This is a genomic window from Streptomyces pseudovenezuelae (assembly GCF_029892565.1).
GTDB classification, from domain to species: domain Bacteria; phylum Actinomycetota; class Actinomycetes; order Streptomycetales; family Streptomycetaceae; genus Streptomyces; species Streptomyces pseudovenezuelae_A.
This window is the reverse complement of record NZ_JARXVH010000011.1, coordinates 40236-64597: the sequence shown is the minus strand read 5'-3', so window position 1 is coordinate 64597 and position 24362 is coordinate 40236. Positions and strand designations below refer to the sequence as shown.

25 protein-coding genes are annotated in these 24362 nt (G+C 73.0%); 11 read left to right on the top strand and 14 right to left on the bottom strand.

All coding sequences use genetic code 11. From position 1 onward, the window contains the following. Window position 1 precedes the first annotated feature (1 nt). Together M2283_RS31320 and M2283_RS31315 are read left to right on the top strand one after the other, a co-directional pair. Window positions 2–895, top strand: a complete 894-nt coding sequence (locus tag M2283_RS31320) for an MEDS domain-containing protein (RefSeq protein ID WP_280879812.1) — start codon at window positions 2–4, stop codon at window positions 893–895. Next, window positions 892–1848 (top strand): sensor histidine kinase, encoded by a 957-nt coding sequence (locus M2283_RS31315; protein WP_280879811.1) that lies wholly within the window; start codon window positions 892–894, stop codon window positions 1846–1848. Before M2283_RS31320 ends, M2283_RS31315 begins: the two co-directional genes overlap by 4 nt. Here the strand turns inward: M2283_RS31315 and M2283_RS31310 are convergent. The 3 genes from M2283_RS31310 to M2283_RS31300 all read right to left on the bottom strand — a co-directional run bounded on the left by M2283_RS31310 (window position 1826) and on the right by M2283_RS31300 (window position 4947). Continuing rightward, window positions 1826–2551 (bottom strand): GntR family transcriptional regulator, encoded by a 726-nt coding sequence (locus M2283_RS31310; protein WP_280879810.1) that lies wholly within the window; start codon window positions 2549–2551, stop codon window positions 1826–1828. The genes M2283_RS31315 and M2283_RS31310 overlap by 23 nt on opposite strands. A 130-nt stretch (window positions 2552–2681) precedes the next feature. Further along, window positions 2682–3848: a serine hydrolase domain-containing protein gene (locus M2283_RS31305; RefSeq protein WP_280879809.1), complete on the bottom strand. Its 1167-nt coding sequence runs from the start codon at window positions 3846–3848 to the stop codon at window positions 2682–2684. Window positions 3849–3978: 130 nt separating this feature from the next. After that, complete coding sequence (locus tag M2283_RS31300; protein WP_280879808.1) at window positions 3979–4947, bottom strand: acetylxylan esterase; 969 nt, start codon at window positions 4945–4947, stop codon at window positions 3979–3981. Window positions 4948–5050: 103 nt separating this feature from the next. On the opposite strand from M2283_RS31300, the gene M2283_RS31295 reads away from it, so the two are divergent. After that, window positions 5051–6409 carry an 8-oxoguanine deaminase gene (locus tag M2283_RS31295; protein WP_280879807.1) on the top strand — a complete coding sequence of 453 codons (1359 nt, stop codon included), beginning with the start codon at window positions 5051–5053 and terminating at the stop codon, window positions 6407–6409. A 72-nt stretch (window positions 6410–6481) separates the two neighbouring features. On the opposite strand, the gene M2283_RS31290 is transcribed toward M2283_RS31295, so the two are convergent. The 3 genes from M2283_RS31290 to M2283_RS31280 form a co-directional block, all read right to left on the bottom strand. Further along, window positions 6482–7066, bottom strand: coding sequence for an Rv1733c family protein (locus M2283_RS31290; protein ID WP_280879806.1), 585 nt, complete (start codon window positions 7064–7066; stop codon window positions 6482–6484). 189 nt (window positions 7067–7255) lie between these two features. Continuing rightward, window positions 7256–8026 (bottom strand): ferredoxin reductase, encoded by a 771-nt coding sequence (locus M2283_RS31285; protein WP_280879805.1) that lies wholly within the window; start codon window positions 8024–8026, stop codon window positions 7256–7258. Beyond that, the gene (locus M2283_RS31280; protein WP_280879804.1) at window positions 8019–8624 is read right to left on the bottom strand and encodes a sulfite oxidase-like oxidoreductase; all 606 of its coding nucleotides are present in this window, start codon (window positions 8622–8624) and stop codon (window positions 8019–8021) included. Before M2283_RS31280 ends, M2283_RS31285 begins: the two co-directional genes overlap by 8 nt. 217 nt (window positions 8625–8841) lie before the next feature. Between M2283_RS31280 and M2283_RS31275 the strand changes: the two genes are divergently transcribed. Then, complete coding sequence (locus tag M2283_RS31275) at window positions 8842–9765, top strand: NADP-dependent oxidoreductase (RefSeq protein WP_280879803.1); 924 nt, start codon at window positions 8842–8844, stop codon at window positions 9763–9765. Beyond that, the gene (locus tag M2283_RS31270; RefSeq protein WP_280879802.1) at window positions 9762–10571 is read left to right on the top strand and encodes a GNAT family N-acetyltransferase; all 810 of its coding nucleotides are present in this window, start codon (window positions 9762–9764) and stop codon (window positions 10569–10571) included. The genes M2283_RS31275 and M2283_RS31270 overlap by 4 nt, the downstream gene beginning before the upstream one ends. Here the strand turns inward: M2283_RS31270 and M2283_RS31265 are convergent. Beyond that, on the bottom strand, window positions 10544–10972 hold the full coding sequence (locus tag M2283_RS31265; protein WP_280879801.1) for a MarR family winged helix-turn-helix transcriptional regulator: 429 nt from the start codon (window positions 10970–10972) through the stop codon (window positions 10544–10546). The genes M2283_RS31270 and M2283_RS31265 overlap by 28 nt on opposite strands. Window positions 10973–11217: 245 nt before the next feature. Between M2283_RS31265 and M2283_RS31260 the strand changes: the two genes are divergently transcribed. Beyond that, window positions 11218–12006, top strand: a complete 789-nt coding sequence (locus tag M2283_RS31260) for a putative protein N(5)-glutamine methyltransferase (RefSeq protein ID WP_280879800.1) — start codon at window positions 11218–11220, stop codon at window positions 12004–12006. A 9-nt stretch (window positions 12007–12015) separates the two neighbouring features. Here M2283_RS31260 and M2283_RS31255 read toward each other — a convergent pair whose 3' ends face one another. Together M2283_RS31255 and M2283_RS31250 are read right to left on the bottom strand one after the other, a co-directional pair. Next, window positions 12016–12786: a hypothetical protein gene (locus tag M2283_RS31255; RefSeq protein WP_280879799.1), complete on the bottom strand. Its 771-nt coding sequence runs from the start codon at window positions 12784–12786 to the stop codon at window positions 12016–12018. 105 nt (window positions 12787–12891) lie between these two features. Then, entirely contained in the window at window positions 12892–14967 is a 2076-nt protein-coding gene (locus M2283_RS31250; protein WP_280879798.1) for a SpoIIE family protein phosphatase, read from the bottom strand. 275 nt (window positions 14968–15242) lie between these two features. Here M2283_RS31250 and M2283_RS31245 point away from each other — a divergent pair, with 275 nt between their 5' ends. Both M2283_RS31245 and M2283_RS31240 read left to right on the top strand, forming a co-directional pair. After that, the gene (locus M2283_RS31245; RefSeq protein ID WP_280879797.1) at window positions 15243–16118 is read left to right on the top strand and encodes a hypothetical protein; all 876 of its coding nucleotides are present in this window, start codon (window positions 15243–15245) and stop codon (window positions 16116–16118) included. Between the two features lie 103 nt (window positions 16119–16221). Then, window positions 16222–16590 carry a hypothetical protein gene (locus M2283_RS31240; protein ID WP_280879796.1) on the top strand — a complete coding sequence of 123 codons (369 nt, stop codon included), beginning with the start codon at window positions 16222–16224 and terminating at the stop codon, window positions 16588–16590. Here M2283_RS31240 and M2283_RS31235 read toward each other — a convergent pair whose 3' ends face one another. After that, window positions 16591–17748 (bottom strand): M20 family metallopeptidase, encoded by a 1158-nt coding sequence (locus M2283_RS31235; protein ID WP_280879795.1) that lies wholly within the window; start codon window positions 17746–17748, stop codon window positions 16591–16593. A 117-nt stretch (window positions 17749–17865) separates the two neighbouring features. On the opposite strand from M2283_RS31235, the gene M2283_RS31230 reads away from it, so the two are divergent. Both M2283_RS31230 and M2283_RS31225 read left to right on the top strand, forming a co-directional pair. Continuing rightward, a complete protein-coding gene (locus tag M2283_RS31230) occupies window positions 17866–19881 on the top strand; it encodes an NADPH-dependent 2,4-dienoyl-CoA reductase (protein ID WP_280879794.1) in 2016 nt (671 codons plus the stop codon). Window positions 19882–19903: 22 nt separating this feature from the next. Further along, a complete protein-coding gene (locus M2283_RS31225; RefSeq protein ID WP_280879793.1) occupies window positions 19904–20494 on the top strand; it encodes a PadR family transcriptional regulator in 591 nt (196 codons plus the stop codon). Here M2283_RS31225 and M2283_RS31220 read toward each other — a convergent pair. Then, window positions 20482–21030, bottom strand: coding sequence for a hypothetical protein (locus tag M2283_RS31220; protein WP_280879792.1), 549 nt, complete (start codon window positions 21028–21030; stop codon window positions 20482–20484). The genes M2283_RS31225 and M2283_RS31220 overlap by 13 nt on opposite strands. 168 nt (window positions 21031–21198) lie before the next feature. Then, window positions 21199–22182 (bottom strand): fibronectin type III domain-containing protein, encoded by a 984-nt coding sequence (locus M2283_RS31215; RefSeq protein ID WP_280879791.1) that lies wholly within the window; start codon window positions 22180–22182, stop codon window positions 21199–21201. Window positions 22183–22602: 420 nt separating this feature from the next. On the opposite strand from M2283_RS31215, the gene M2283_RS31210 reads away from it, so the two are divergent. Then, window positions 22603–23298, top strand: coding sequence for a glycoside hydrolase family 75 protein (locus M2283_RS31210; RefSeq protein ID WP_280879790.1), 696 nt, complete (start codon window positions 22603–22605; stop codon window positions 23296–23298). Between the two features lie 46 nt (window positions 23299–23344). Here M2283_RS31210 and M2283_RS31205 read toward each other — a convergent pair whose 3' ends face one another. Further along, entirely contained in the window at window positions 23345–23755 is a 411-nt protein-coding gene (locus M2283_RS31205) for a PTS-dependent dihydroxyacetone kinase phosphotransferase subunit DhaM (protein WP_280879789.1), read from the bottom strand. After that, entirely contained in the window at window positions 23748–24347 is a 600-nt protein-coding gene (gene dhaL, locus M2283_RS31200; RefSeq protein WP_280879788.1) for a dihydroxyacetone kinase subunit DhaL, read from the bottom strand. Before dhaL ends, M2283_RS31205 begins: the two co-directional genes overlap by 8 nt. Window positions 24348–24362: the final 15 nt, after the last annotated feature.

Here is a 24362-nt window from a genome sequence, read left to right as displayed (position 1 = left end):
GATGACCGTCGTACCGGCCCTGAGAACCGTGGGGCAGATGCGCCAGGGAGACCATCTGCTCCTGGGCTACGACACGGACGAGGAGCGCGACACCGTACTCGCCGCCTTCCTCCTCGACGGCCTGGCCAGCGGCCAGCGAGGGCTCGTCCTGCCACCCGCCGACATCCCCGCGGGCGTCGCCCTGTCCTTCCTGGAGGCGCACGGCTGCCGGGTGGACGAGGAGATCGCCACCGGCCGGCTGTGCGTCGACCCGCAACTGGCCGTCCCCGAAGGGCTGTGGGACCTGGACGAGGCGATCCGCCGCGAGGCGCGCCGCGCGGTCGGCGACGGCTTCCTGGGCCTGCGCGTGTGCACCGAGGTGCTGCGCGCCCAGGCCGGGAAGGGCCTGAAGACCCTGCACGACAGCGAGTTGCTGCTCGACCCCGTGTTCGCCTCACTGCCGGTGCTCGGCATCTGCCAGTACGACCGCCGGGTCTTCGACGAGGCCGAGCTGGTGCCGATCGCCGGACTGCACCACGGCCGGGTCGGCGCCGACGCCGTGTGGCGCGACGAACTCCTCGCCATCACCCGCACCTTCGCACCCCCGGGTCTCGCCCTCGCCGGAGAGGTCGACGAGAGCAACGTGACCGCCGTCGCCCGCGCCCTGCACACCGAGACGGCCCGCGCCCGAGCCCGCACGGCGGGCGGCGCCCACATCCGCCTCGACCTGCGCGAACTGCACTTCATCGACGTGGGCGCCCTGCGCCTGCTGGTCTTCACGGCGCTGGGCCTGTACGCGTCCGGCGGCACCCTCGTGCTGACCGGCGTCGCCGCGCACGTGCAGCGGGTGATGCGGGTGGCCGGCTGGGACCGGGTGCCCGGTCTGCGCTTCGAGCCATCAGGAGAGCCGCCATGACCCGCACCGGCCTCGTCCACCAGGCCCTGCGCTATGGCTCGGACGACGAGTTCCTCGCCGGCACCGCAGAGCACGCCCGCGCCGGACTCGACGACGGCGACACCGTCCTCGCGGTGGTGAGCGCCCACAACATCTCCCTGCTGGCCGGAGCCCTCGGCGACCGGTCCGGGGAGGTCGAGTTCGTCGACGTACGCGACTGGTACGACTACCCCTCGCGCACCCTCGGCCGCTACCACGCCTACTGCGACCGGCTCGGCCCCGACCGGCACGCCCGCGTGATCGGCGAGCCCGTCTGGACCGGCCGCAGCGACTTCGAGACCCATGAGTGGCTGCGCTACGAGTCCCTCCTCAACGTCGTCTTCGCCGGCACCGGCCACCGGATCCTGTGCCCGTACGACACCCGGACCCTCCCGGACGCCGTGGTGCGCGGCGCGGCCCGCACCCACCCCGAACTCGCCGGCGAGAGCGGCACCTTGTACGCGGACCCGGCGGACTTCTGCGCGGAGTGCGACGAGCACCGCCCGGCCGCGCTGTCCGCCGGACCGCAGGACATCCGCTTCGCCCGGGGCCGCTCGGCCGCGGTCCGCCGCGCCCTCACCGCGTACGCCCGCGGCCTCGGCCTGCCCGAGCAGCGGACGCACGACTTGGTGGCCGCGGTGCACGAGACGGTCGTCAACTCCGTTCGGCACGGTGGCGGACAGGGCGTCGTGCGGCTGCACAGCGACCCCGACTACGTGATCTGCGAGATCCGCGACGACGGTTCGCACGCCTCCGCACCCCGCCCCCGTCTCCCCGGTCATCTGCCGCCGCGTCCGCATGCCGCGAGCGGCCACGGGATGTGGCTGGTACGGCAGTTGAGCGACCTGGTCGCCGACGACCTCGACCCCGCGGGCTCCGTCGTACGGCTGTACTTCCGCCACCGGCACCCGGTCAGCCCGCTGCGGGAAGGGTGAACTCGTAGACCAGGGCGTCCTGTTGAGCGTCCACCAGCAGATCGGTGATCTCCAGTGGCCGGGCGTACTGGTCGTGCACGCGCCGGGTCACCCGCACCGAGGGCGTGTCCGCGAGCCGGGTGATGGAGTCCCGGTGATGCAGGGTCAGGCCCGCCTTGCGCATCCAGTCGTAGGTACGCCGGAGTTGGGCCGACGCGGCACCGTCGGCGCGGTCGCGGTAGCGGCCCAGCTCCTCGACCTCGGACAGCGCGACGGCGGAGAACGACGTCACCGCCGTACGCCGGCCGCGACCGTCCGCGTCCGCGGACTCGTAACGGTGGACCAGGGTCGGCCGGTGCGGGGCGAGCCCCAACGCCTCGGCGTGTGCGGGCGGGGGAGTCTCCCAGGTGACCGTGGTCCGGTCGGCGCCAGGCTCCGCGGCCCGGGCGCCGACCGGGAAGGTCAGTGCGGCCGGCGTCTCGACCGGCAGCCCCGGCAGCGTGGTGTGGCTGCCGCGCCGGTCGGTGGCGACCAGTCCGTCCCGGCGCAGCACCTCAAGGGCCTGCCGCACGGTCTCTCTGCTGACGCCGAAGCGCCCGGCCAACCGCCGTTCGCTGGGCAGCCGCCCGCCGGGTGGACCGTTGCGCAGCTCGCAGAGCAGCTCCGTCGCGACGCGCCAGTACAGCGGCTGTGTCTCGGAGACCGGGTGATCGGTGCGGGCCATGCCGCGCCTCCTGTTGGTGACGTTCCGTAGCCGTGCGGGCTCATTGCGCCACAAGGTCTAGCATTGGTCTAAACCAGCAGGGAAGGGTGGTCGGCCGGTTCGGCCGAAACAAGCCCGCGCGGATCACCGTTCAGAGGGTGCTGTACAGGGCGTCCACCAGTGCCATCTTCCGTGGGTCGTCCGCGATATGAGGCCCCATGCGGTTCATCACGTAGCCCAGGGACACCCCCGCGTCCGGGTCGGCGAGGCCGCAAGAACCGCCGAAGCCGTCGTGTCCGAAAGCGCGCGGGTTGGGCCCGTAGGAGCCGTTCGGCCCGCTCAGCCACAGCCCGAGCGCGACCTCCGTCTCATGCTCGAACCCGGCGCCGAGTACCAGATCGCGGCAACTGCCCTGCCCCTCCCGGGCCTTCTCGGCCGCTTCGGCGGACAGCACCCGGTGGCCGCCGTAGGAGCCGCGGCCCGCGAAGACGCCGTAGAGCGCGGCGACGGCCCGCGCCGTACCGTGTCCGTTGGCGGCCGGGATCTCGGCGGCCCGCCACTCGGCCGTGTTGGCCTCGGTCGCGCCCGCCACGGGGTTGGTCAGCGCCGCGATCGCCACGGGTGTCAACTGGCTGAAGATCGCGGCCTGTTCGCTGCTCGACGCGGCCGGCGGATGCATCAGCTCGGCGGCCCGCCCGGCCTCCTTCTCGGGCAGTCCGATCGTGAAGTCGACGCCGAGCGGACCGGCCACCTCCCGCTCCAGGAACGCCCCCGGCAGCAGCCCCGAGACCCGGCGCACCACCTCACCGACCAGGAAGCCGTACGTCAGCGCGTGGTACCCGGACCGCGTGCCCGGCTCCCACCAGGGCTCCGTCGCCGCGAGTCGCCGGGTGGTCAACTCCCAGTCGTAGAGCTGTTCCAGGGAGTGCGGCTCGCGCAGTCCGGCCAGCCCCGCCCGGTGGGACAGTAGATGCCGCACGAGCACCTTCTCCTTGCCCGCCGCGGCGAACTCGGGCCAGTACGCGGCCACCGGCGCGTCGAAGTCGAGCAGCCCCCGGTCGGCGAGGATGTGCGCGCACAGCGCGACCGGCCCCTTCGACGTCGACCACACGTTGACCAGGGTGTCCCGCTCCCAGGGCCGCGTGCGCGCCCCGTCGGCCCACCCGCCCCACAGGTCCACCACGACCTCGCCGTCGACGGTGACCGTGACGGCGGCACCGAGTTCGTCCCGGTCGCGGAAGTTCTCCTCGAAGGCCGTCCGCACCGCCGCGAACCGCTCGTCGCAGTCGCCGTGCACCGTGGGTTCGCGCTCCGCCATGGGGACCTCCGTCGTCCGCGGAAGCCCGGGCCGCGACGCTGCGACCCGGGCGAAACCGAACGTACCGACTGGTCGGACTGGACGGAAGAGCGGCGCGAGACCGACCTCTCGGCGCGGAGAGAATCGCCGCTCAGGCGAACGACCGCAACCAGCGCAGCTTCGTCGCCTCCTGGTAGGGCCCGCCGCCCTCGTGGTCGTTGAAGTCGTACACCTCGATCGCCTTGTCCTCGTGCGCCCAGGCGTTGAAGACCGCGAACACGGTGGAGGGCGGGCAGGTCTGGTCCTCCAGGGCCGCCGAGAACAGGGCCGGGGCGCTGCCGCGGGCGGCGAAGTGGACGCCGTCGAAGTAGGAGAGGGTGCGCAGGGCGTCCTCGGTGCGGCCTCGGTGGGTCTTGAGGAACAGGCCGATCTCACGGTAGGGGTGACGGTCCGTCAGCGTCGCCGCGCGCGGGTAGTCGCACAGGAAGGGCACGTCCGGCGCGATCGCGACCAGGTCCGGGACCAGCCCGCCGACGGCGATCGTGATCCCGCCGCCCTGGCTCGCGCCGACGGCCGTCGTGCGGGTGGCGTCGGTCAGCGGGTGCGAGCGGGCGGCCTCCACGGCACGGACGGCGTCGGTGAACACCCGGCGGTAGTAGTAGTTCTCGGGTGCGTCGATGCCGCGGGTCATGAAGCCGGGGTACGCGGGCGCGCCGCCCACCGGGTCCGGGGTGCCACCGCCGCCGCCCCAGGCGCTGCCCTGACCGCGGGTGTCCATCACGAAGTGCGCCCGGCCCGTCGACGCCCACAGCAGGTTCTCGTGCGGCAGCCCGCGCCCGCCGCCGTACCCGATGAACTCCACGACCAGCGGCAGCGGCTCCGTCGCCCCGGCGGGCAGCCTCAGCCAGCCCTTCACCGGGTGCCCGCCGAAGCCCGCGAACGTCACGTCGTACACCTGGACCGTGGACAGTCCCGTGTCGACCGGCTCGAACCGGGCGTCCAGGTCGTGCTCGCGCGCCTCCTGCAAGGTCTTGGACCAGAACGCGTCGAAGTCGTCGGGCTCGGCGGACGCGCTGCGGTACTCGTGGAGCTCGTCGAGGGGGAGGTCGAACAGGGCCATATAGGACCGCCTTTGTGAAGGGGCAGCGTGGATGATCACACCGTACGTGTGACGTCGGACGACTCGCCAGGCCTCTGCCGCCCCTCCTGTCTACGATGGCGCAATGACGTCAGCCGTGGATCTGCTGGTCAAGGACGCCGGACTGCTGGTCGTGGACGGGGAGCGGGAGATCCCCGGCGGCTGGGTGGCCGTCACGAGTGGTCGGGTCACCGCGGTGGGCTCCGCGGGCACCGAACCCGAGGCGCGTACGACCGTCTCCGCCGCCGGCCGCCTGGTCACTCCGGGGCTGGTCAACACGCATCACCACATCTACCAGAACCTCACCCGCTCCTACGCCCCCGCCGTGAACGGCACTCTCTTCGACTGGCTGACCACCCTCTACCCCCTGTGGGCCGCCCTCGACGAGGAGGCCGCCTACGTGTCCGCGTACGTCGGCATGGCCGAGCTGCTGATGGGCGGCTGCACCACGTCCTCCGACCACCTGTACGTGCACCCCCGACCGAACCTCGTAGACGCCGAGATCCGCGCCGCCCGCGACATCGGCTTCCGCTTCCACGCCACCCGCGGCTCGATGACCCGCTCCGTCGAGGACGGGGGACTGCCGCCGAGGAGCGTCACCCAGACCACCGACGAGGTGCTCGCCGACAGCGAGCGGCTGATTCGAGCCCACCACGACCCGGAACCCGGCGCGCTGATCCGGGTCGCCCTCGCGCCCTGCTCGCCGTTCTCGGTGACCAAGGAGGTGATGACGGCGACCGCCGAACTCGCCGAGCGGTACGACGTACGCCTGCACACGCACCTCGCCGAGGACCGCGACGAGGACACGTACTGCCTGGAGACCTACGGCTGCCGCCCCGTCGAGTACTTCGAGGACACCGGCTGGATGAGCGACCGCACCTGGGTGGCGCACTGCATCTACCCGAACGACGACGAACTGCGCCGTCTCGGGGCCGCGGGCGTCGGTGTGGCGCACTGCCCGAGCTCCAACATGCTGATCGGCGGCGGCACCGCGCGCGTGAAGGAGATGCGGGAACTCGGGCTGCCGGTCGGCATCGGCTGCGACGGCTCCGCCTCCACCGACCACGCCTCGCTGTGGATGGAGACCCGCAACGCCCTGCTCCTGGGCCGCTATCGGGGCGGTCCCGGCGCCATGACCGCGCGCGACGCCCTGGACATCGCGACCCGCGGTTCGGCCCGCTGCCTGGGCCGCGCCGACGAGTTGGGGCATCTGCGGCCGGGCGCCTGCGCCGACCTGGTCGTCTGGGATCTCCACGCGGTCGCCCTGGCCGGTGCGTTGAGCGATCCCGTCGAGGCCTGGCTGCGCTGCGGACCCGCACGTGCGTGGACGACGCTGGTCGGCGGCCGGGTCCTCGTCGACCGGGGCGAACCGGTGCTGCCGGGGCTGGCGGACGCGCTGCGGGACCATGGGCGGATCGCGCGGCGGATGCAGGGTGTCGGCTAGGGCGCCGGCTGAGGACACGTCTCTCACCTGCGCGTCATTCGCGCCCTGCGTCTGCCCGACCCGCAGTGCTCCTCACACCCCGCGCCGCGTCCACTCCGGCTCGGTGCGTGCCCACGCCCGTTCCCACTCCGACAGGCGGTTGCGATTGGCCGTATGGCGTACAAGGGTGCCGCCGAGCAGGGCCAGGGCCAGGGTGCCGCCCGCCGCGCAGATGCCGAGGCTCACGGTGTGCTGCCAGATCTCGCTCACGCCCGGTGGTGGGGCGACGGGCCGGCCCTCGGAGTCGAACCAGACCTCGACCGTGTCCCCGTGCCGGGTCCCCGACGGCACCCGGGCCGTGGTCGTGTGCGTACCGGTGACGGGATCGGTCCAGCGCACGTCCACGCGGTACGGGTGCTCCCGCCCGCTCTGTGTCGTGGGCAGTGTGGCGGGTGTCTTCCCCACCACCTCGGCCCGTACCTGCCGGCGCTCGGCGCGCTGGGCCGCCGCGACCGACCGCGCCTCGTCGTGGGCCCACCAGCCCACGAGGGCTCCGGCGAGCGGGGCGCCCACGAACAAGAGGACCGCGACCGCCAGTGCCGTCCACGCCTCCACGACGTCGGACCGACGACGCAGCGAATTGCGTCGCCACCGCCAGCCGCGCACCCGGGTTCGCATGCCGACCTCCTCGACGTGACCTGAGCCGGAGGAGCCGTACCGTGTCCGGTCCGCATTGTCCCTCGGCAGCGCTTATGCGTACGAGTGCGTACACGCATGCTGGTACCCCGAAGTCCGCCCAACGTTCAGTGCCGGACCGGCCGGAAACCGCCAAGTCGGCGTCGGCCGAAGAGAATCGGCCGAGAGTGGTCAGCCGAAGCGCTCGATCCGGATCCGGTCCACCGGCTGGCCGGCCTCGACCAGCAGGCGCGAGGCATGCTCGGCGAACGCGTTCGAGCCGCACACGTAGGCCTCCCAGCCACCGGGCGGCAACTCGGCCAACAGTGGCGCCACATGAGCGGCGGCCAGACGCCCCACCGGCACTCCGCGCGGCGCGCTCCGCGTGAACACGAGCGTCGTCTCGGCGCCGAACTCCCGTGCGTAGATGAGCTGTTCAGGATCGCGCGCCGACACCAGCAGCCGCAGCGGCACCGGCAGGCTCCGCTCGCGGTGGTGCCGGACCATCGACATCAGCGGTACGACCCCGGAGCCGGCGCCGATCAGCAGCGCGGGCCGGTCGCCCGGCCAGGCGAAGAAGCCGCTGACCGGACCGCGCACCTCGACCCGGTCGCCGGGCCGGGCCTCGGTGTGGAACCAGCCCGACACCTCGCCGCCCTCGACGTGGTCCAGGGTCAGCTCGATGTGCCCGGAGTCGTCGGGCGCGGACGCGATCGAGTAGTGACGCCGGGCCGTGTAACCGTCCTCGGCCGTCAGCCGCAGCATCAGGTGCTGGCCGGGCAGATGCCCCGCCCAGGCGGGCACCGCGAACCGGAAGGTGGCGGCCTGCGGAGTCTCCCGGCGGATCTCGGTCAGCGTGGCGGTCCGCCAGTCGGCGTCGGCCTGCTCGCTGACGGCGATCCGGCCGGGCACGGCGAACCGGGTCGCGGGCGTGAAAGTCGAGGGCGTGAAGGTCTCAGTCACCGGAGTACCGCTGCTCCGCCCAGGGATTGCCACGCGCGTGGTAGCCGTTCTGCTCCCAGAAGCCGGGCTCGTCGTGGTCGAGGAGCCGGATGCCGGCGATCCACTTGGCGCTCTTCCAGAAGTACAGGTGCGGCACCAACAGCCGCGCCGGGCCGCCGTGTTCGGGGGCGAGCGGCTCACCGTCGTACTCGAAGGCGATCCAGGCACGTCCCCCGGTGAGGTCCGCGAGCGGGAGGTTGGCCGTGTACCCGGTGTGCGAGTAGGCGACGGCATGGGTGGCCGACGCGTGCGGGCGCACCATGTCGAGGAAGGCGTCCAGGGAGACACCCCCGAAGCGCACCCCGAACTTCGACCAGCTCGTCACACAGTGGATGTCACCCGCGTACGCCGAGGCGGGCAGCGCGTGTGCCTGCGCCCAGTCCCAGGTGTGCGGCCGCTCGACCAGGCCGTCGATCCGGAAGGTCCAGTCGGCGGGCGCCAGCTCGGGCGTGACCTCGGCGGACAGGACGGGCCAGTCGTCGCCCGCGTCGTACTGGCCCGGGGGCAGGCCGGGATTGTGGACGCGGGGGCGTCCGGTGAAGCCTCGGGTGACGTTCATGCGGATCCAGCGGGACGGGTGCGGAGTGTTTGCGCGTTCAACCGTACGTCCACGGCAGGTATGCCCCTGACCCGGCCGGGCCCGCGATCATTAAGGCTGTATGAAGTGTCCCGGCCGCCGGGAATAGCCGTCCGGCGATCTTCCTTGCACGAGTCGAGCCGGTTCCGGTGGCCCGGACGACCGCGGGTCCGGCTACCGCGAAGGGAGAGTGGGAGCAATGCCCAAGGCGTACGCCTACACGCGCCACGGCGGCCCGGAGACCGAGGCCCTCGTCGACGTCGAGCGGCCCCGCCCGGGAGCCGGCCAGATCCTGGTGTCGGTGCGTGCCGCCGGAGTGAACCCCGTCGACTGGAAACTGCGCGAGGGCTTCCGCCGCCCCGGCGAGAGCGAGAAGGTCTTCCCCGTCGTGTTCGGCGGCGAGGTCTCCGGCGTCGTCGAGGAGACCGGGGACGGCGTGACCGGTTTCGCCGTCGGCGACGAGGTCTTCGGCAACACCGTGGCCGGGGGATACGCCGAGTACGCCCTGCTGCCCGACCGGATCACCGCGCACAAGCCCGCCGGCCTGTCCTTCGCCGACGCCGCCACGTTGCCGATCGCCGCGGCCACCGCGTACGACGGAGTCCGCCAGCTCGACCTGCCCGCGGGCGCCACCCTCCTGGTCACCGGCGCGGGCGGCGGAGTCGGCGCCGCGGCCCTGCAGATCGCCCGGGCCTTCGGACTGCGCACGGTGGGACTGGCGAGCGAGGCGAAGAAGGACTTCGTCGAGTCGCTCGGCGCCGTGCACGTTCCCTCCGGACCGGGCTTCGCCGACCGGGTACGCGCCGCCGTGCCGGACGGCGTGGACGGTGTGTACGACCTCGTCGGCGACCCGGTGCTCACCGAGGCGGCCGCCCTGCTCACCGGCCCCGCCAAGCTGATCACCGCGGCCGCTCCACCCGAGACCGTGGCGGACCTGGGCGGCGCCCGCGTCGAACGCGCCCGCACCGCCGCCGTCCTGGACGACATCGCGCGCCTGGTGGTGGCCGGCGAGCTGGACCCGCACGTCACGCAGGCCTTCCCGTTGGAGCAGGCCGGCGAGGCGCTGCGCACCGTCGAGGACGGCCACGCCCGGGGCAAGATCGTGATCGAGGTCGCGGGATGAGCGACGTGAACGGCGGACGGACGAGCGACGTGAACGGTACGGACGCGAGCGGCCTCGGCGATACGGGCGTGAACGGCCCGAGTGCCGCGCCCGGCACACACCACGTCCTCGACAACCCCGCCCTCGCCGCCCTGACCGGCCCGCACGCGCACTTCGCCGAGCGTCAGGGGCGGGTGCTGCGCTACCCGGTCGACGTGTCGCCGTGGCTGGCGCTGCCCGACGATCCCGACGCCGAGGACTGGGCGGATGTCGCGGCGCTCGCGGGGCCCGGCGCCGAGATCGCGCTGCCGGGCTTCCGGGGTGAGGTCCCGGACGGCTGGGAGGTCACCTTCCGGATCGACGGGGTGCAGTTCGTCGACGCCGGTCTGGCCGCCGCGCCGGAACCGGAGGCCGTCCGCCTCGGCCCCGCCGACGTGCCCGAGATGCTCGACCTGGTCGAACGGACCCGGCCGGGCCCCTTCCTGCCCCGGACCATAGAAATGGGCACCTACCTGGGCATCCGCCGCGACGGCGCGCTGATCGCGATGGCGGGGGAGCGGCTGCACCCGCCCGGCTGGACCGAGATCAGCGCCGTCTGCACCGATCCGGCCTTCCGCGGCGAGGGCCTGGCGACCCGGCTGATCCTCGCCGTCGCCCACGGCATCAAGGAGCGCGGCGAGACGCCCTTCCTGCACACCGGCGCGCACAACACCACCGCCATCCGGCTGTACGAGGCGCTCGGTTTCCGGCTGCGCCGCAGGACCGCCTTCCTCGGCGCCCGGGTGCCCCAGACGCTGGGTCAGTCCGCGGCGGTGCCCGCGTTGTAGCGCTCCAGATAGGCGGCGAACCGCGTCAGGTCCTCCTCCGGCCAGTCCGCCAGCCGCTCCCGGAAGGCGACGCGGCGGCTGCGCGTGACCTGGGCGAGGATCTCCCGGCCCGCGTCCGTCAGCTGCAGCGTCTGGACCCGGTGGTCGTCCGGGTCCGGGTGCCGCCCGACGAGCCCGGCCCGCTCCAGCGCGGACACCTGGCGGCTGACCGTCGACTTGTCCAGCGCGTAGTGCGCGGCCAGGTCGGTGGCCCGGCAGCCGCCGCTCTCCTCCAGATGCCCGAGCAGCGTGTACGAGACGAGCGACAGCTCGGGGTGCATCCGCCCGGCGGAGGCCCGGGCCCGGCGGGCGAACGCCGTCATCTCGTGCTGGATGACCTCCACGGCCTCGGCTGCGTCCACGGGACCTCCCTCACTCACCTGGTTGCACAGTACAACTTGACCCGACGCCGCCGCCCTCCGCGCCGAGGACGTTGGGGTAAGGTGTGCGGGTCCGGCCGGGGTCCGTCCCAGCCGCCCGTTCTAGGAGGTGAGACCCATTACCGCTGTTCAGGTAGGGTGCTCTCGCCTCGTAGCGACGACACGGATCACCGCTCGCCGGTGACCGCGAGAGCGCCCTTCGGCTCACCGAAAGGCTCTCGGCTTCCATGCCCCCTCACGCTGCTCCCGCTCTGCTGTCCAGAGTTGTCATCGCCCTGCGCTCCGCCGGCTGTGTCTTCGCCGAGGACGAGGCGGAGCTGATACTCGCCACCGCCCGCACCCCGGACGAGGTCTCCGCCCTGACGGACCGCCGGATCGCCGGCGAGCCCCTCGAACAGGTCCTCGGCTGGGCCGGCTTCCACGGACTGCGCGTCACCGTCGAACCGGGCGTCTTCGTGCCCCGCCGCCGCACCGAGTTCCTCGTCGACCGGGCCCTGGCCCAGCACCCGCACGCCACCGTGGTCGTCGACCTGTGCTGCGGCTCCGGCGCGGTCGGCGCCGCCCTGGCCGCCGCACTCGGCACCGTGGAACTGCACGCCGCCGACATCGACCCGGTGGCCGTGCGCTGCGCCCGCGGCAACATCGCCGCGTACGGCGGTCACGTGCACGCGGGCGACCTGTACGAGGCCCTCCCCGCCGCCCTGCGCGGCCGGGTCGACCTCCTCGCCGCCAACGTGCCGTACGTCCCCACCGCCGAGATCGCCCTGCTGCCCGCCGAGGCCCGCGACCACGAACCGCGCACCGCGCTGGACGGCGGCTCCGACGGACTCGACCTGCTGCGCCGGGTCGCCGCCGGGGCGTCCGGCTGGCTCGCCCCCGGCGGCTGCCTGCTCGTCGAGACCAGTGAGCACCAGACCGACGCGGCACTCGACGCCTTCGGCGAGGCGGGCCTGACATCCCGTCTCGCCACGGACGAGGAGCTGTACGCCAACGTCGTGATCGGCGTCAGGGCCTGACGGGCCGGGTCACGTGGTCGCGCCGCTGTCCGAGGGTTTGGCCGAGGGGGAGGGCGGCGTGGAGGGGGAGGGCGGCTGCCAGTCCCGGGGGCCGCGGCCCGGCCCGCCGCCGCGGTGGTCGCCGCCCTGACCCTTGTGGTCCCAGGTGCCCATGAGGGCGTTGGTCGCGGTCCTGGTGCCGTCGTCGGCGCGGGTGCCGGCCAGGAAGGCGGTCTCGCCCTTCTTGAGGTCGTCCGCGCCGGAGCCCTTGGTGCCGTCGTGGAACACGGTCGCGTCCGAGGGCACCGTCCAGGTCCACTCGGCGCCGTCCCCGCTCTTCACGGTGACCTGGTCGCCGTCGACCTTCTCGACGGTGCCGCGCTGCCAGACCCGTACCACCCACTTGCCCGTGTCCTGGTCCTTGACGGTCGCCTCGCCGTGCGCGCCCATGCCGCCGAGCCCGAACCACCGGCCGCCGCCGTGCCGCTCGCCGGGCCCGTTCGGGGTCGGGGAGGCCGATGTCGAGGCCGACGCGGCCGACGGCGAGGCGCTCTCGCCGGAGCCGGCGGACGTGGCCGCGACGGCGACCGTGCCGCCGATGGCCAGGACGGCGACCGTCGTCGCCGCGATCACCGCGCGCGCCCGGGCGGACCGGTGCCGCCAGACCCGGTCCCAGGTGGGACCCGGTGCGCGCTCGCCCCCGCCCGGGCCCGTCATCACTTCCCAGTCGGATGTCGTACCGAATGGCCGCTCGGGCGGCTCGCCCCCGGCGGTGGGTTGCTGGTCCGGCTCGTGCGTCACGGCAAGCTCCCATCGGCCCGGCACCCCTGTGCCACGCCTAGCTGTGATTGTGGGATGCGCCCGATAAGGAGCAGGTAATCAATCGCTGTGAGAACGGCTCGGCCGTCACTCGCGTCCGTCCTGTTTCTGCACGCGCGCGATGAGCAGCGCCACGTCGTCGGAGTTGTCGGGCTGGTGAAGCGTGCGCAGCAGGAGATCGCAGACCTCTTCCAGCGGGCGGTCGGGGCCTTCGAGCAGGGACAGCAGCGCGTCCAGGCGCTCGTCGAGGGGATGCTGGCGGGTCTCCACGAGTCCGTCCGTGTAGAACACGAGCCGGTCGCCGGGTTCGAGGTCGACCGCGGTGGTGGAGAAGGCGACCCCGCCGACGCCCAGCGGCGCCCCGGTGGGCAGATCCAGCAGCTCCGGGGCACGCCCCTCGCGCAATCGGACCGGCGGCAGGTGCCCGGCGTTGGCGATCCGGCACTGCCGCAGCTCCGGGTCGTGGACGGCGTACACACAGGTCGCGATGGAGTGGTCCAGGTCCTGTGTGATCCGGTCGAGGTGCTCCAGGAGCCGGGCCGGATCCAGGTCGAGGGAGGCCAGCGTGGTCGTCGCGGTGCGCAGCCGGCCCATGGTCGCCGCCGCGTTGATGCCGCTGCCCATCACGTCGCCCACCACGAGCGCGGTCTTGCAGCCGTCCAGCGGGATGACGTCGAACCAGTCGCCGCCGACCTCCGTGGTGGCGCCCGCGGGCTGGTAGCGGGAGGCGACCTCCAGGCCGCCGATCACCGGCGGGTGGCTCGGCAGCAGGCTGCGCTGCAGGGTGAGGGCGGTGTCGCGGGCGTTCTGGTACCAGCGGGCGTTGTCGATCTGCACCGCCGCCCGCGCCGCCAGCTCCCGCGCGAGCAGCAGGTCGTCGTCGCTGAACGGCAGCGGATTGCGGGTGCGTTTGAGGTCGAGGGCGCCGAGCACCTCGCCGCGCGCGATCAGCGGCACCGCCAGATAGGAGTGCACACCCGCCCGGGACAGCAGCTCGGCGGCCTCGGGGGAGCGGGCGATGCGGGGCAGGTCGGCCGCCCCGACCTGCGCCACCAGCACCGGGGCGCCGGTCCGTACGCACTCGGTGACCAGGCGGTCGGGGCCGTACCGGGCCACCTGCCCCGGCGGGTCGGCCGCCAGCAGCGCCTCGGGCGCGTCGTCCGCCTGCACGGCCAGCGCCCGGATCACCGCATGCTCGGCGGGACCCAGGCTGGTGCGCCGGCCCTCGACCACCGCCTCCAGCAGGTCGACGGCCGCGACGTCGGCGAGCTCGGGCACCGCTACGTCGGCCAGTTCACGGGCCGTGCGGTCCAGTTCAAGGGTGGTGCCGATGCGGGCGGAGGCGTCCGCGATGAGGGCCAGCCGGCGCCGGGCGGCCTCCGCCTCGACGCTCGCCCTGTGCTGCTCGGTGACGTCGACGACCGCCCCGGCGACGCCCAGCACCGTCCCGGCCGCGTCCTCCAGGCGGTAGAGCGAGATCGTCCAGGCGTGTTCCTCGTGCGGATCGGCCGGCGTACGGCCGATGGTGTGCCGGTCGACCATCGGGTGGCCGGTCTCCAACACCCGCAGGGCCGCCGACTCGATCGCGTCGACGTCGAGATGCGGCAGCACCTCACGGAAGGTGCGGCCGATGTGGTCCTCGGCCGGAATGCCGTTGAGCCGCTCCAGGGCCGGATTGACCGAGACGTACCGCAGATCGGTGTCCAGCACGGCCAGGCCGACCGGCGACTGCGCGACCAGCCGGGTGGACAGCGCCACGTCCCGCTCCAGCCGCCGTACGGTCGACTTGTCGGCGCACAGGCCGAGCGCGTAGACGTCGCCCTGGTCGTCGAGGAGCCGCATGTTGCGGAACTCCACGAGCCGCGTGCTGCCGTCCTTGCGGCGGATGGGGAAGGCGCCGGCCCAGCTCTGCCCCGTGAGCATGACATCGGCGAACAGCTTGACGACCAGGTCGAGATGCTGCTCGTCGACCATGATCCGGGCCGCGTACTGCCCGAGCGCCTCGTCCGCGGGGAAGCCGAACAGCTCCTCCGCCTGGGGGCTCCACAGCACGATGTGCCCCTTGGCGTCCAGCACCACCGAGGCCACGCCCAGCACGTCGAGCAGCCCGCTCGGTCCTACCGACCAGTCACGCCCGGCCGGTGGAATCCCAGGTGCTCTCATTCCACGCACCGCCTTCGCCCCTTCGACGCGGCACGCCGTCCCCCGTGCCGACTCCCCTGTTCTACCGCGCTCAACCGTCCCTGTGACGCTTCGGCCGCTCTCCTCCACCATCTCTCAACACGGCCACGGACGTCCGGTGAAGCCGTGACGACAGTACTCGCGAGGGGCCGTCGCCGACTGGACGGCCCCTGTTCTCCTATTGGTCTGTACATGCCTACGTGGGGCCGACAGACTGTCCGGCGGTCTATTCCGCCCCCCACGGAGGAGCACTCCATATGCGCCTGCGCGCCCGGAGACGTTGCCACGCGACGCTCACCGCCCTGCTCGCCCTGGCCACCGCGGCCGTCCTGTCCGCCGCCCCGCCCGCGTCGGCGGCCGACACCTGGACCGAGGTGGGCTCCGACCGGGCCGACCCGCTGACCGAGAGCCAGGGCCTGACCTCCGTGGAGGTCCCGGCGGGCAGTGCCAACCGCTACACCGGCATCGGCACCGTCCCCATCGACCTCAGCGTCCGCGGCTGGAACCACGTCGGCGACCCGGACGCCTCCTACAACGGCTACTACATCGAGCCGTACCAGGCCGACTCGGGCACCGCGAAGATGTACCGCGTGCAGGCGCAGGGCGGGGCCTGGTCGGAGTACGTGCACACGCTCAGCTCCGGCGAGGCGCTCAACAACTCCTGGGTCGCGATCTCGCCCGACGGGCAGTGGATGCTGTCGGGCGAGTACGGCACCATGAATCGCTTCCTGGTCTTCCCGACGCCCGGCGTCAACGCGAGCACCTCGCCCTCGGCGAACCTCCCGCAGGTCTCCGTCGTCAACCTCGACCACCCCGTGCGGGATGTGCAGGGCTGCGACTTCTCCAGCGCGACCACGCTCCTGTGCTCCTCCGACGACCCGGCGGGCACGCTGTTCGGCGTCACCAAGCCGCTGCTCCAGGTCGACCTCTCCGCCCAGCCGAGCGGCAGCGGAGACGTCTCCGGCCACGTCACGGCCCTGCGCCAGCTCCCGCTGCGCAGCGGCTGCTCCGGCACCTTCGAGGCCGAGGGCATCGACTACGACCGCCGCACCGGCACCCTGCGCGTGATCGTCGTGTCGCCGGGCTTCTGCGTGCTGACGGACAGCAAGACGTACCGCTTCACCAAGAGCTGAGCCGCTCGCTGGTCCGGTTCGGACGGGAGTGCTTCTCTGGAGGTGTGGCGCGGTTCGCGGGGAACCCGTGGTGCCGCGCCACATTCACGAGAGGAGCGATCACATGGACCGAGAGCGACAGCACGAGGAACCCGTCTCCCTCGAGATCAGCGGATGCAACAAGGAGGACGCCCGGATCGTGTTCGACACGCTCGCCACGTGCTTCGAGTCCGACCGGGGCGCCGACGAGGCGCCGCAGCAGCTCCACGAGACCCGGCCGATGGTGTGGCTCGGTACGTTCGAGGTCACCGACACGCACGCGTGCCCGCCGCCGGCCCGCCTCTCGTCCTCCGTCGAGGCCGACGCGCAGGGCGGCTACTGGGCGATCGAACGACTGCGCTCCACCCTCGACTCCCTGTTCACCGTCCGCGACCTCGCCTCGGCCTCCGGGGACCAGGAGCGGGAACTGCACGTACGGCTGGAGAGCCGCTGACTACGTACTGAGCAGGTCGAGCACGGCACGCCGGTAGACGGCGTGCACGACGGGCAGGTCCGCCAGACACGCCCGCTCGTCCACGCCGTGCAGCCCCTCGTACCGCACCCCGAAACCGGCCGTCGCCGGGATGCCCTCACCCGCCAGCAGATTGCCGATGTTCGAGGGCCCGGCCGTCTTGGGCCTGACCGGCAGGCCCTCCCGCTCGGCCGCGTCCAGGAGTGCGGCGGCGGGCTGCTCGTCCGCGGCCAGGCGGTACGACGGCCAGGCAGCCACCGGGGTGATCGCGGTCGGCCGCGGGCCGGGCACCGACGCGTCCAGCTCGGCGACCGCGCGCCGGACGAGTGCCTCGGCCGCGGCGGCGCCGAAGCCCGGCGTCGTGCGCACGTCGATGCCCAGTTCGCAGGCGCCCGGCACCACCGAGAAGCCCTCGCCCCCGTGGCAGAAGGTCACCGTCAGCCTCGGCGGAAGCGGGAACTCGCCCTGGACTCCCGGCAGTTCGGCCTCCTCCAGCAATCGCACCAGCCGTGCCGCCCGGGAGACGGCACCCGGTGTCGTACGCCTCGCCCCGGAGTGGCCGGAGTCCGCGTGCACCGTGATCGTGGCCCGCCACAGCCCCCGGCCGCCGACCACGACCTCCTCCGGCCCGGGATAGCCGATCAGCACCCCGGCCGGGCGCACCGCCGCCGGATCCGCGAGGTAGGCGCGGGCGCCGCCGAAGCCACCGGTGTGCTCGTCGGCGTCGAGCAGCACGGTGAGCCCGCCGCGCAGGCCGTCGGCGCGTTCGCGCACCTCGGCGGCGATACGGCAGAACAGCGCCGCCGCCAGTTTGGAGTCGGCCGCGCCTCGGCCGCGTAGCCAGCCGTCCACGACGTCCCCGCAGTCCGGCGGGAACGACCAGGAACTCTCGTCGCCGTACGGGGCGGTGTCCACGCAGGCGTCCAGCGCCCACCAGGGTCCCGGCCGGCCACCGGCGACCTCCACCAGCAGGGCGACCGGCCGCCCGGCGTCGTGGAGCCGCCGGAACGGCAGGTCATGGGCGTCCAGCCAGTCCTCCAGGACTCGGAGGACGGGTGCGTAGTCGTCGATGCCGCCCCGGCTCGGGCGGCGGATCAGCTCCTGGGCGAGGTCGACCACCTCGGCGTCCGCGGTCCTCATGAGGCCACTGTGCCCCCGGGTGTCCCGTGTCACCCGCCCCCGTTTATGCAACTAGTTGCAAAATAAGCGAAGGGCCTCTACAAAAGAAGGCACCACACCCCGCACGGAGGGCCGACGATGAGCCGCTACCCGCACCTGCTGAGCCCGCTGGACCTGGGCTTCACCACGCTGCCCAACCGCGTCCTGATGGGCTCGATGCACGTCGGCCTGGAAGAGGCCGAGCGCGGCTTCGAGCGCATGGCGGAGTTCTACGCCGAGCGGGCGCGCGGGGGAGTCGGGCTGATCGTCACCGGCGGCATCGCGCCCAACGACGCGGGGCGGCCGTACGAGGGCGGCGCGAAGCTCACCACCGACGCCGAGGCCGAGCGGCACACCGTGGTCACGGAGGCCGTGCACCGCGCGGGCGGCCGGATCGCGCTGCAGATCCTGCACTTCGGGCGGTACGCCTACCACCAGGACCTGGTCGCGCCGAGCCCGCTCCAGGCGCCGATCAGCCCCTTCGCGCCCCGCGAACTGACCGACGACGAGGTCGAGGAGACGATCGGCGACTACGTCCGCACCGCCCGCCTCGCCCGCGCGGCCGGGTACGACGGCGTCGAGATCATGGGCTCCGAGGGCTACCTCATCAACGAGTTCATCGCCCTGCAGACCAACCACCGCACCGATCGCTGGGGCGGCGCGTACGAGAACCGGATGCGCTTCCCGGTCGAGATCGTGCGCCGGGTGCGCGAGGCGGTCGGCGAGGACTTCATCATCGTGTATCGCCTGTCCATGCTGGACCTGGTCCCCGGCGGTTCCACGCTCGACGAGGTGATCACCCTCGCCAAGGCCGTCGAGGCGGCCGGGGCGACGATCATCAACACCGGCATCGGCTGGCACGAGGCCCGCATCCCCACCATCGCGACCTCCGTCCCGCGCGGCGCCTACAGCTGGGTCACCAAGAAGCTGATGGGCGAGGTGTCGGTCCCGCTGGTTACCACCAACCGCATCAACACCCCTGAACTGGCCGAGGAGTTGCTCGCCGACGGCTGCGCGGACATGGTCTCCATGGCCCGCCCGATGCTCGCCGACCCCGCCTTCGTCAACAAGGCCGCGGCCGGGACGCCCGAGGCGATCAACACCTGCATCGGCTGCAACCAGGCCTGCCTCGACCACACCTTCAGTGGAAAGATCACGTCCTGCCTGGTCAACCCCCGGGCCTGCCACGAGACCGAACTGATCCTGGCCCCGACGCGGTTGCGCAAACGCGTCGCCGTCGTCGGCGCGGGCCCGGCGGGACTCGCGTGCGCGGTCAGCGCGGCCGAACGCGGCCATGAGGTCACTCTCTTCGATGCCGCGAGCGAGATCGGCGGGCAGCTCAACGTCGCCCGACAGGTCCCGGGCAAGCAGGAGTTCGACGAGACGCTGCGCTACTTCCGCACACGGCTCGACGCGCACGGCGTGGACGTACGCCTCAACACACCTGTCGGGGCAAGGGACTTGGCCGACTTCGACGAGATCGTCGTGGCCACCGGCGTCACCCCGCGCACCCCGGACATCCCCGGCGTCGACCACCCGAGCGTGGTCGGCTACCTCGACGTCCTGCGCGGCGAGGCCACCGTCGGCGACCGCGTCGCGATCCTCGGCGCCGGCGGCATCGGCTTCGACGTCGCCGAGTACCTCACCGACGGCGGTGACAAGGCGAGCGAGGACCCGGCGACGTACTTCCGGCAGTGGGGCGTCGACATGGACTACCGCACACCCGGCGGTCTGGCCGCCCCCGAGCGGGCCGCCCCGCCCCGCACGGTCCACCTGCTCCAGCGCCGGACCACGAAGGTCGGCGCGGGCCTCGGCAAGACCACCGGCTGGATCCACCGCGCCGAACTCAAGCACCGGGGCGTCACCATGGTCCCGGGCGTCCGCTACGACCGCATCGACGACGCCGGACTCCATGTCACCGTCGGCGAGGAGAGCACGGTCCTGGCCGTCGACACGATCGTGCTGTGCACCGGGCAGGAACCGCGCCGGGACCTCTACGAGGAACTGGCCGCCGCCGGCCGCTCCGTGCACCTGATCGGCGGCGCCGACGTGGCCGCCGAACTGGACGCCAAGCGCGCGATCAAACAGGGCACCGAGGTCGCGGCCGCCCTGTAGGGGCCGTCCCTAGGATGACGTCATGTCACTCCCGCACGCGATCCTCACCGCCCTGCTCGAAAAGCCGTCCTCGGGGCTGGAGCTGACCCGCAGGTTCGACCGCTCGATCGGGTACTTCTGGTCGGCGACGCACCAGCAGATCTATCGCGAGCTGGGAAAACTGGAGGCAGAGGGACACATCAGGGCGCTGCCGACCGAGCAGCCGGCCCGCGGCCAGAAGAAGAGCTACGAGGTGCTGCCCGCGGGCCGCGCCGAACTGGCCCGCTGGACCTCGGCCGCGCACGACCCCAAGCCGCTGCGGGACACGATGCTGCTGAGGCTGCGCGCGGCGGCCGTGGTCGGCACGGCGGGCGTGGAGGCCGATCTGCGCCGCCATCTCGACCTGCACCGGCGGCAGTTGGCGGAGTACGAGGAGATCGAGCGGCGCGACTTCCCGCCCGGCAAGGACGGTCCCCAGGACCGGCTGCGCCACCTCGTGCTGCGGGCGGGCATCGACCTGGAGACCTTCTGGACGCGGTGGCTCGCGCATGCCGTGGAGGAGTTCGCCGAACTGCCCAGTGCCGAGCAGCCGGTGTCGGGCGGGCCCGAGCCCGCCCGGCCTCAGAGCCGGTAGGGCTTGGCTCGGCGGCGCAGGAACCAGGCCGTGGCGATGACACCCGCCCCGACCAGGGCACTGCCCGCGGTCAGGGTGAGCGGCCCGTAGTCCTTGACCGCGCCGCCGATACCGCCCATGACACCGCGCGAGGGCGACGGCGAGGCCGTGGCGGAGATGGTGGGCGTGGAGGCGGCCGACACGATCACGGACTGGGTGCCCGCGGTGCTCTTGGCGCCGCCCGCGCACACCACCACGACGGTGTACGTGCCGGGGTTCACGGTCTGCCAAGCCGCCGACTGGAGGCCGGTCGTCCCCGAGAGGGCCGCCTGCCGTCCCTGGGCGAAGTCCGCCTGACTGCTGTTGAGCAGCGAGGCCGAACCCCAGCTGCCGCTGGAGCTGGTCTGGGAGCAGGTGGTGGTCGTCACCGACACCGTGGACCCGCTCGTGCTCACGGAGATCCCCGAGCCCAGGGCCGCGGCCGGGGTGGCGGCCAGGGCCAGGGGGAGCGCGACGACGGCTGCCGCGGTGCGGAGGGGTGGACGAGTCATGCGCATGGGAGCCTCCGGCGGCACGGTTGGCGGTACATCCCTAGCGCCGCCGAGGGTCGGGGAACGCCCGTGCTGCCTCTCAGGGGCAGCCTTTGTGCCCCCGGCCCGTCCCGCACGCGGAGCGCCACCGGGCAGGTGACGGATTACTTCGTCCGGCCCATGCGCGAGCTGCCGTCAGGGGGTCGTCGTGCAGGTCACCTCCGGTGAGAAACCGCCCCACGTGCCGTCGGGCAGCTTGGCCCGGATCCGCACCCGATGGCTGACGCCGGCGTCCCGGCCGACGTAGAAGGAATAGGTCGCCTTGTCGCGCGGCGGGTTCCCGCCGTACACCAGTGAGGTGGCGGTCTGTCCGTCGAGCCGGATCTCGTACTCCGTTACCACGCCGTCCGTGCGCGGCGGGACCCAGGCGAGGTCGATGTAATACGCCCCGTCCGCGCGATGGGTGCTCGCGCGGAAGGCGATGGGCGCGGTGTCCTTGCCGTCGTCGGAGCCCGGCGTGGTGAGGCGGACGGTCGCGCCGGGCGGCGAGAGGTTGTCCGCCGCGTCACGGGCGCGGACGGTGAAGGCGTAACGGGTGCCCGGCCGCAGTCCCGTCACCACGGTCGCCGTCTGGTTCCCGCCGACACTGTGGATCTTCGAGGTGCCCTGGTAGACGTCGTACGACAGCACCGCCCAGTCGTCCTTCGACGCGGACCAGGAGAGCTGGACGGCCCTGCTGCCGACCGTCTTGCCCCGGGTGGCGCCCGGGCGGGTCGGGGGCTTCGCGTCCGCCGCCACGGCCGCGGGGGTCGTGGCCCGCACCTCCGTGCTGCGCGGCCCGAGCAGGTCATCGCCGCTGCGGGCCCGCACGGAGAAAACGTACGCAGTGGAGGGGCTGAGCCGGATGACGTCCACCATGCGCTCGGCCGCCGGTACCTCCTGGACCTTGGTGGTGCCCCGGTACACCTCGTAGGCGGTGACGGGCGGGTCCGCGGACACCGCGTTCCACATCACGTGCACGCTGGTGGCACTGCCCGCCGCCGCGGTGACGCCGACCGGCGCCCCCGGCAGCCGGCCGCCGTCGTCGGCGTCCGAGCCGCCCCGGGCACAGGACGCGAGGAGCGTCACGGCCGCGCAGGTCGTGGCGGCTGTGCGCAGGAGTAGGACGACACGACGCACGACTCTGCCTCCCCGGACGGCGCGACAGCAATGGTCCGGACCAATATGGCTCCGCTGACGTGGTCGCATCAAGAGGGCGGACGGTGGGCGGGCGATGCGCGGACCACGGGCGGTCCCGTTGGTGACGGTCCTCGGGCGTTACGTATGCTGAAGCTCCAGACGGCCGAACCCCCTTTGAGGGATGGGGAGTTCGGGCCGGTGGCGCGGGCCGCTGTCGTCGCTGATCCCGCGCCGGACGTGGGCGGCCGGGCGGCCGGAGCCGATACGGGCTCAGGTGCCCGGCCCCTGCCGGAAGTTCGGGGACGGGACCTCCCGACAGGGTCGTGCACCGTACGGCCCCCCAACGGTGGCCGCGTGATCACAACGGCACCAGGGTGGGCTGAGTGTCCGTCAGTGTCCCCCAGGAGAGGCTCCCTTATCGTGCGTGTCCAGTCGCTGACACTGGCCGCGGCAAGCGCCGCCCTGCTCACCCCGACGACCGTGCCCGCCGCCGCGCACCGCATCGAGCAGGAGCCGGTGGTGTGGCGCGAGGGCGCCGTGACCGCCGCGGACCTGCTGGCCAGGGCGCGGGACTGCACCCAGGTCTCCCGCGGTCGCTACCGCAGCGACGACGGCACACCGGCCGACATCCCGGTCTGCGGCACCCGGGACGCCGTCTTCTGGAAGGCTGACATGGACATCGACTGCGACGGGCGGCCCACGGCCCGCTGCAACCGCCGTACCGACCCGCTCTTCTCCGACATGACCGCCTACCAGCAGGCCGACGGCCGCCATCTGAGCGCCGAGCGGCTCCCCTACATCGTCGTGCCCATGGCGAGCCGGATCTGGAACCACCGCGACCACGGGGTGCGCGGGGGTTCGGTCGCCGCCGTGGTCTACCGGGACCGCGTGCAGTACGCCGTGGTCGGCGACGTCGGCCCGCACGACATCATCGGCGAGGCGTCCTACGCCACCGCCCGCGGCCTCGGCATCCAGCCGGACCCGCGCGGCGGCGGCACGGCCTCCGGCGTCACCTACATCGTCTTCAAGGACTCGCAGGTCAAGCCGATCGAGGACCATGCGGCAGCGGTCGCCACGGGGGAGCGGTTGGCGCGGATGTTCGTGCGGGGCAAGTGAGCCGAGGGCGCCGGCGGGCCCTCCCGGGTCCGTCGGCGCCGCGTGTTCATGCCTTGCGGTAGGTGTACGCCTCCCCGGCCGCCGCCTCCACCGCGGCCAGGTCGGCGCCCGTGGCCGCCGTGACGACCGCGGCCACCGCGCCCTCGACGAACGGGGCGTCCACCAGGTGGGTGTCGGGCGGGAGTTCGTCGCCCTCGGCGAGCAGGGCCTTCACGGTGAGGACCGCGCTGCCGAGGTCGGTGAGAACAGCGACTCCGGCACCCTGGTCTACCGACGCGGCCGCGGCGGCGATCAGTTCCGAGCTGGTGCCGAGGCCACCGCCCTCGGTGCCGCCCGCAGCGGCGACCGGCACCGTGATGCCGCCGCCCGCCAGACCCTTCGCCAGCTCGGCCACCGACGCGGCGACCTCCGCGCTGTGCGACACGAGCACGATCCCGACCAGCTTGCCGTCACTCACCGTTCGCCTCCGCCAGAGCCGCGATCAGCAGGGACGCCGAGGTGGCCCCGGGATCCTGGTGCCCGATGCTGCGCTCGCCGAGATAGCTCGCCCGGCCCTTGTGCGCCTGCAGCGGTGTCGTCGCCAGCGCGCCCTCCTCGGCGGCGGACCGGGCCGCGCCGAAACCGTCGGGGAGCGCGTCCACGGCCGGCACCAGGGCGTCGATCATCGTCTTGTCGCCCGGCGCGGCCCCGCCGAGCGTCGAGACCGCGTCCACTCCCGTCCGCAGCGCCTGGGCGAACTCCGCCTCGCTCACCTCACCGGCGTCCCCGAGCGCCTTGCCGGTGCGGCGCAGCAGCGTCCCGTACAGGGGCCCCGACGCGCCGCCGACCGTCGAGATCAGCGTCCGGCCGGCGAGCGTCAGAACCGCTCCGGGCGTGTCCGGCGCCTCCTTCTCCAGCGTGGCGGCCACGGCCCGGAACCCGCGTTGCAGATTGCTGCCGTGGTCCGCGTCCCCGATGGGGGAGTCGAGGGCGGTGAGCCGTTCCGCCTCGCGGTCGACGGAAGCGGCGGTCGCCGTCATCCAACGGCGGAAGAAGTCGGCGTCGAGCACGGGATCTCCTTGCGT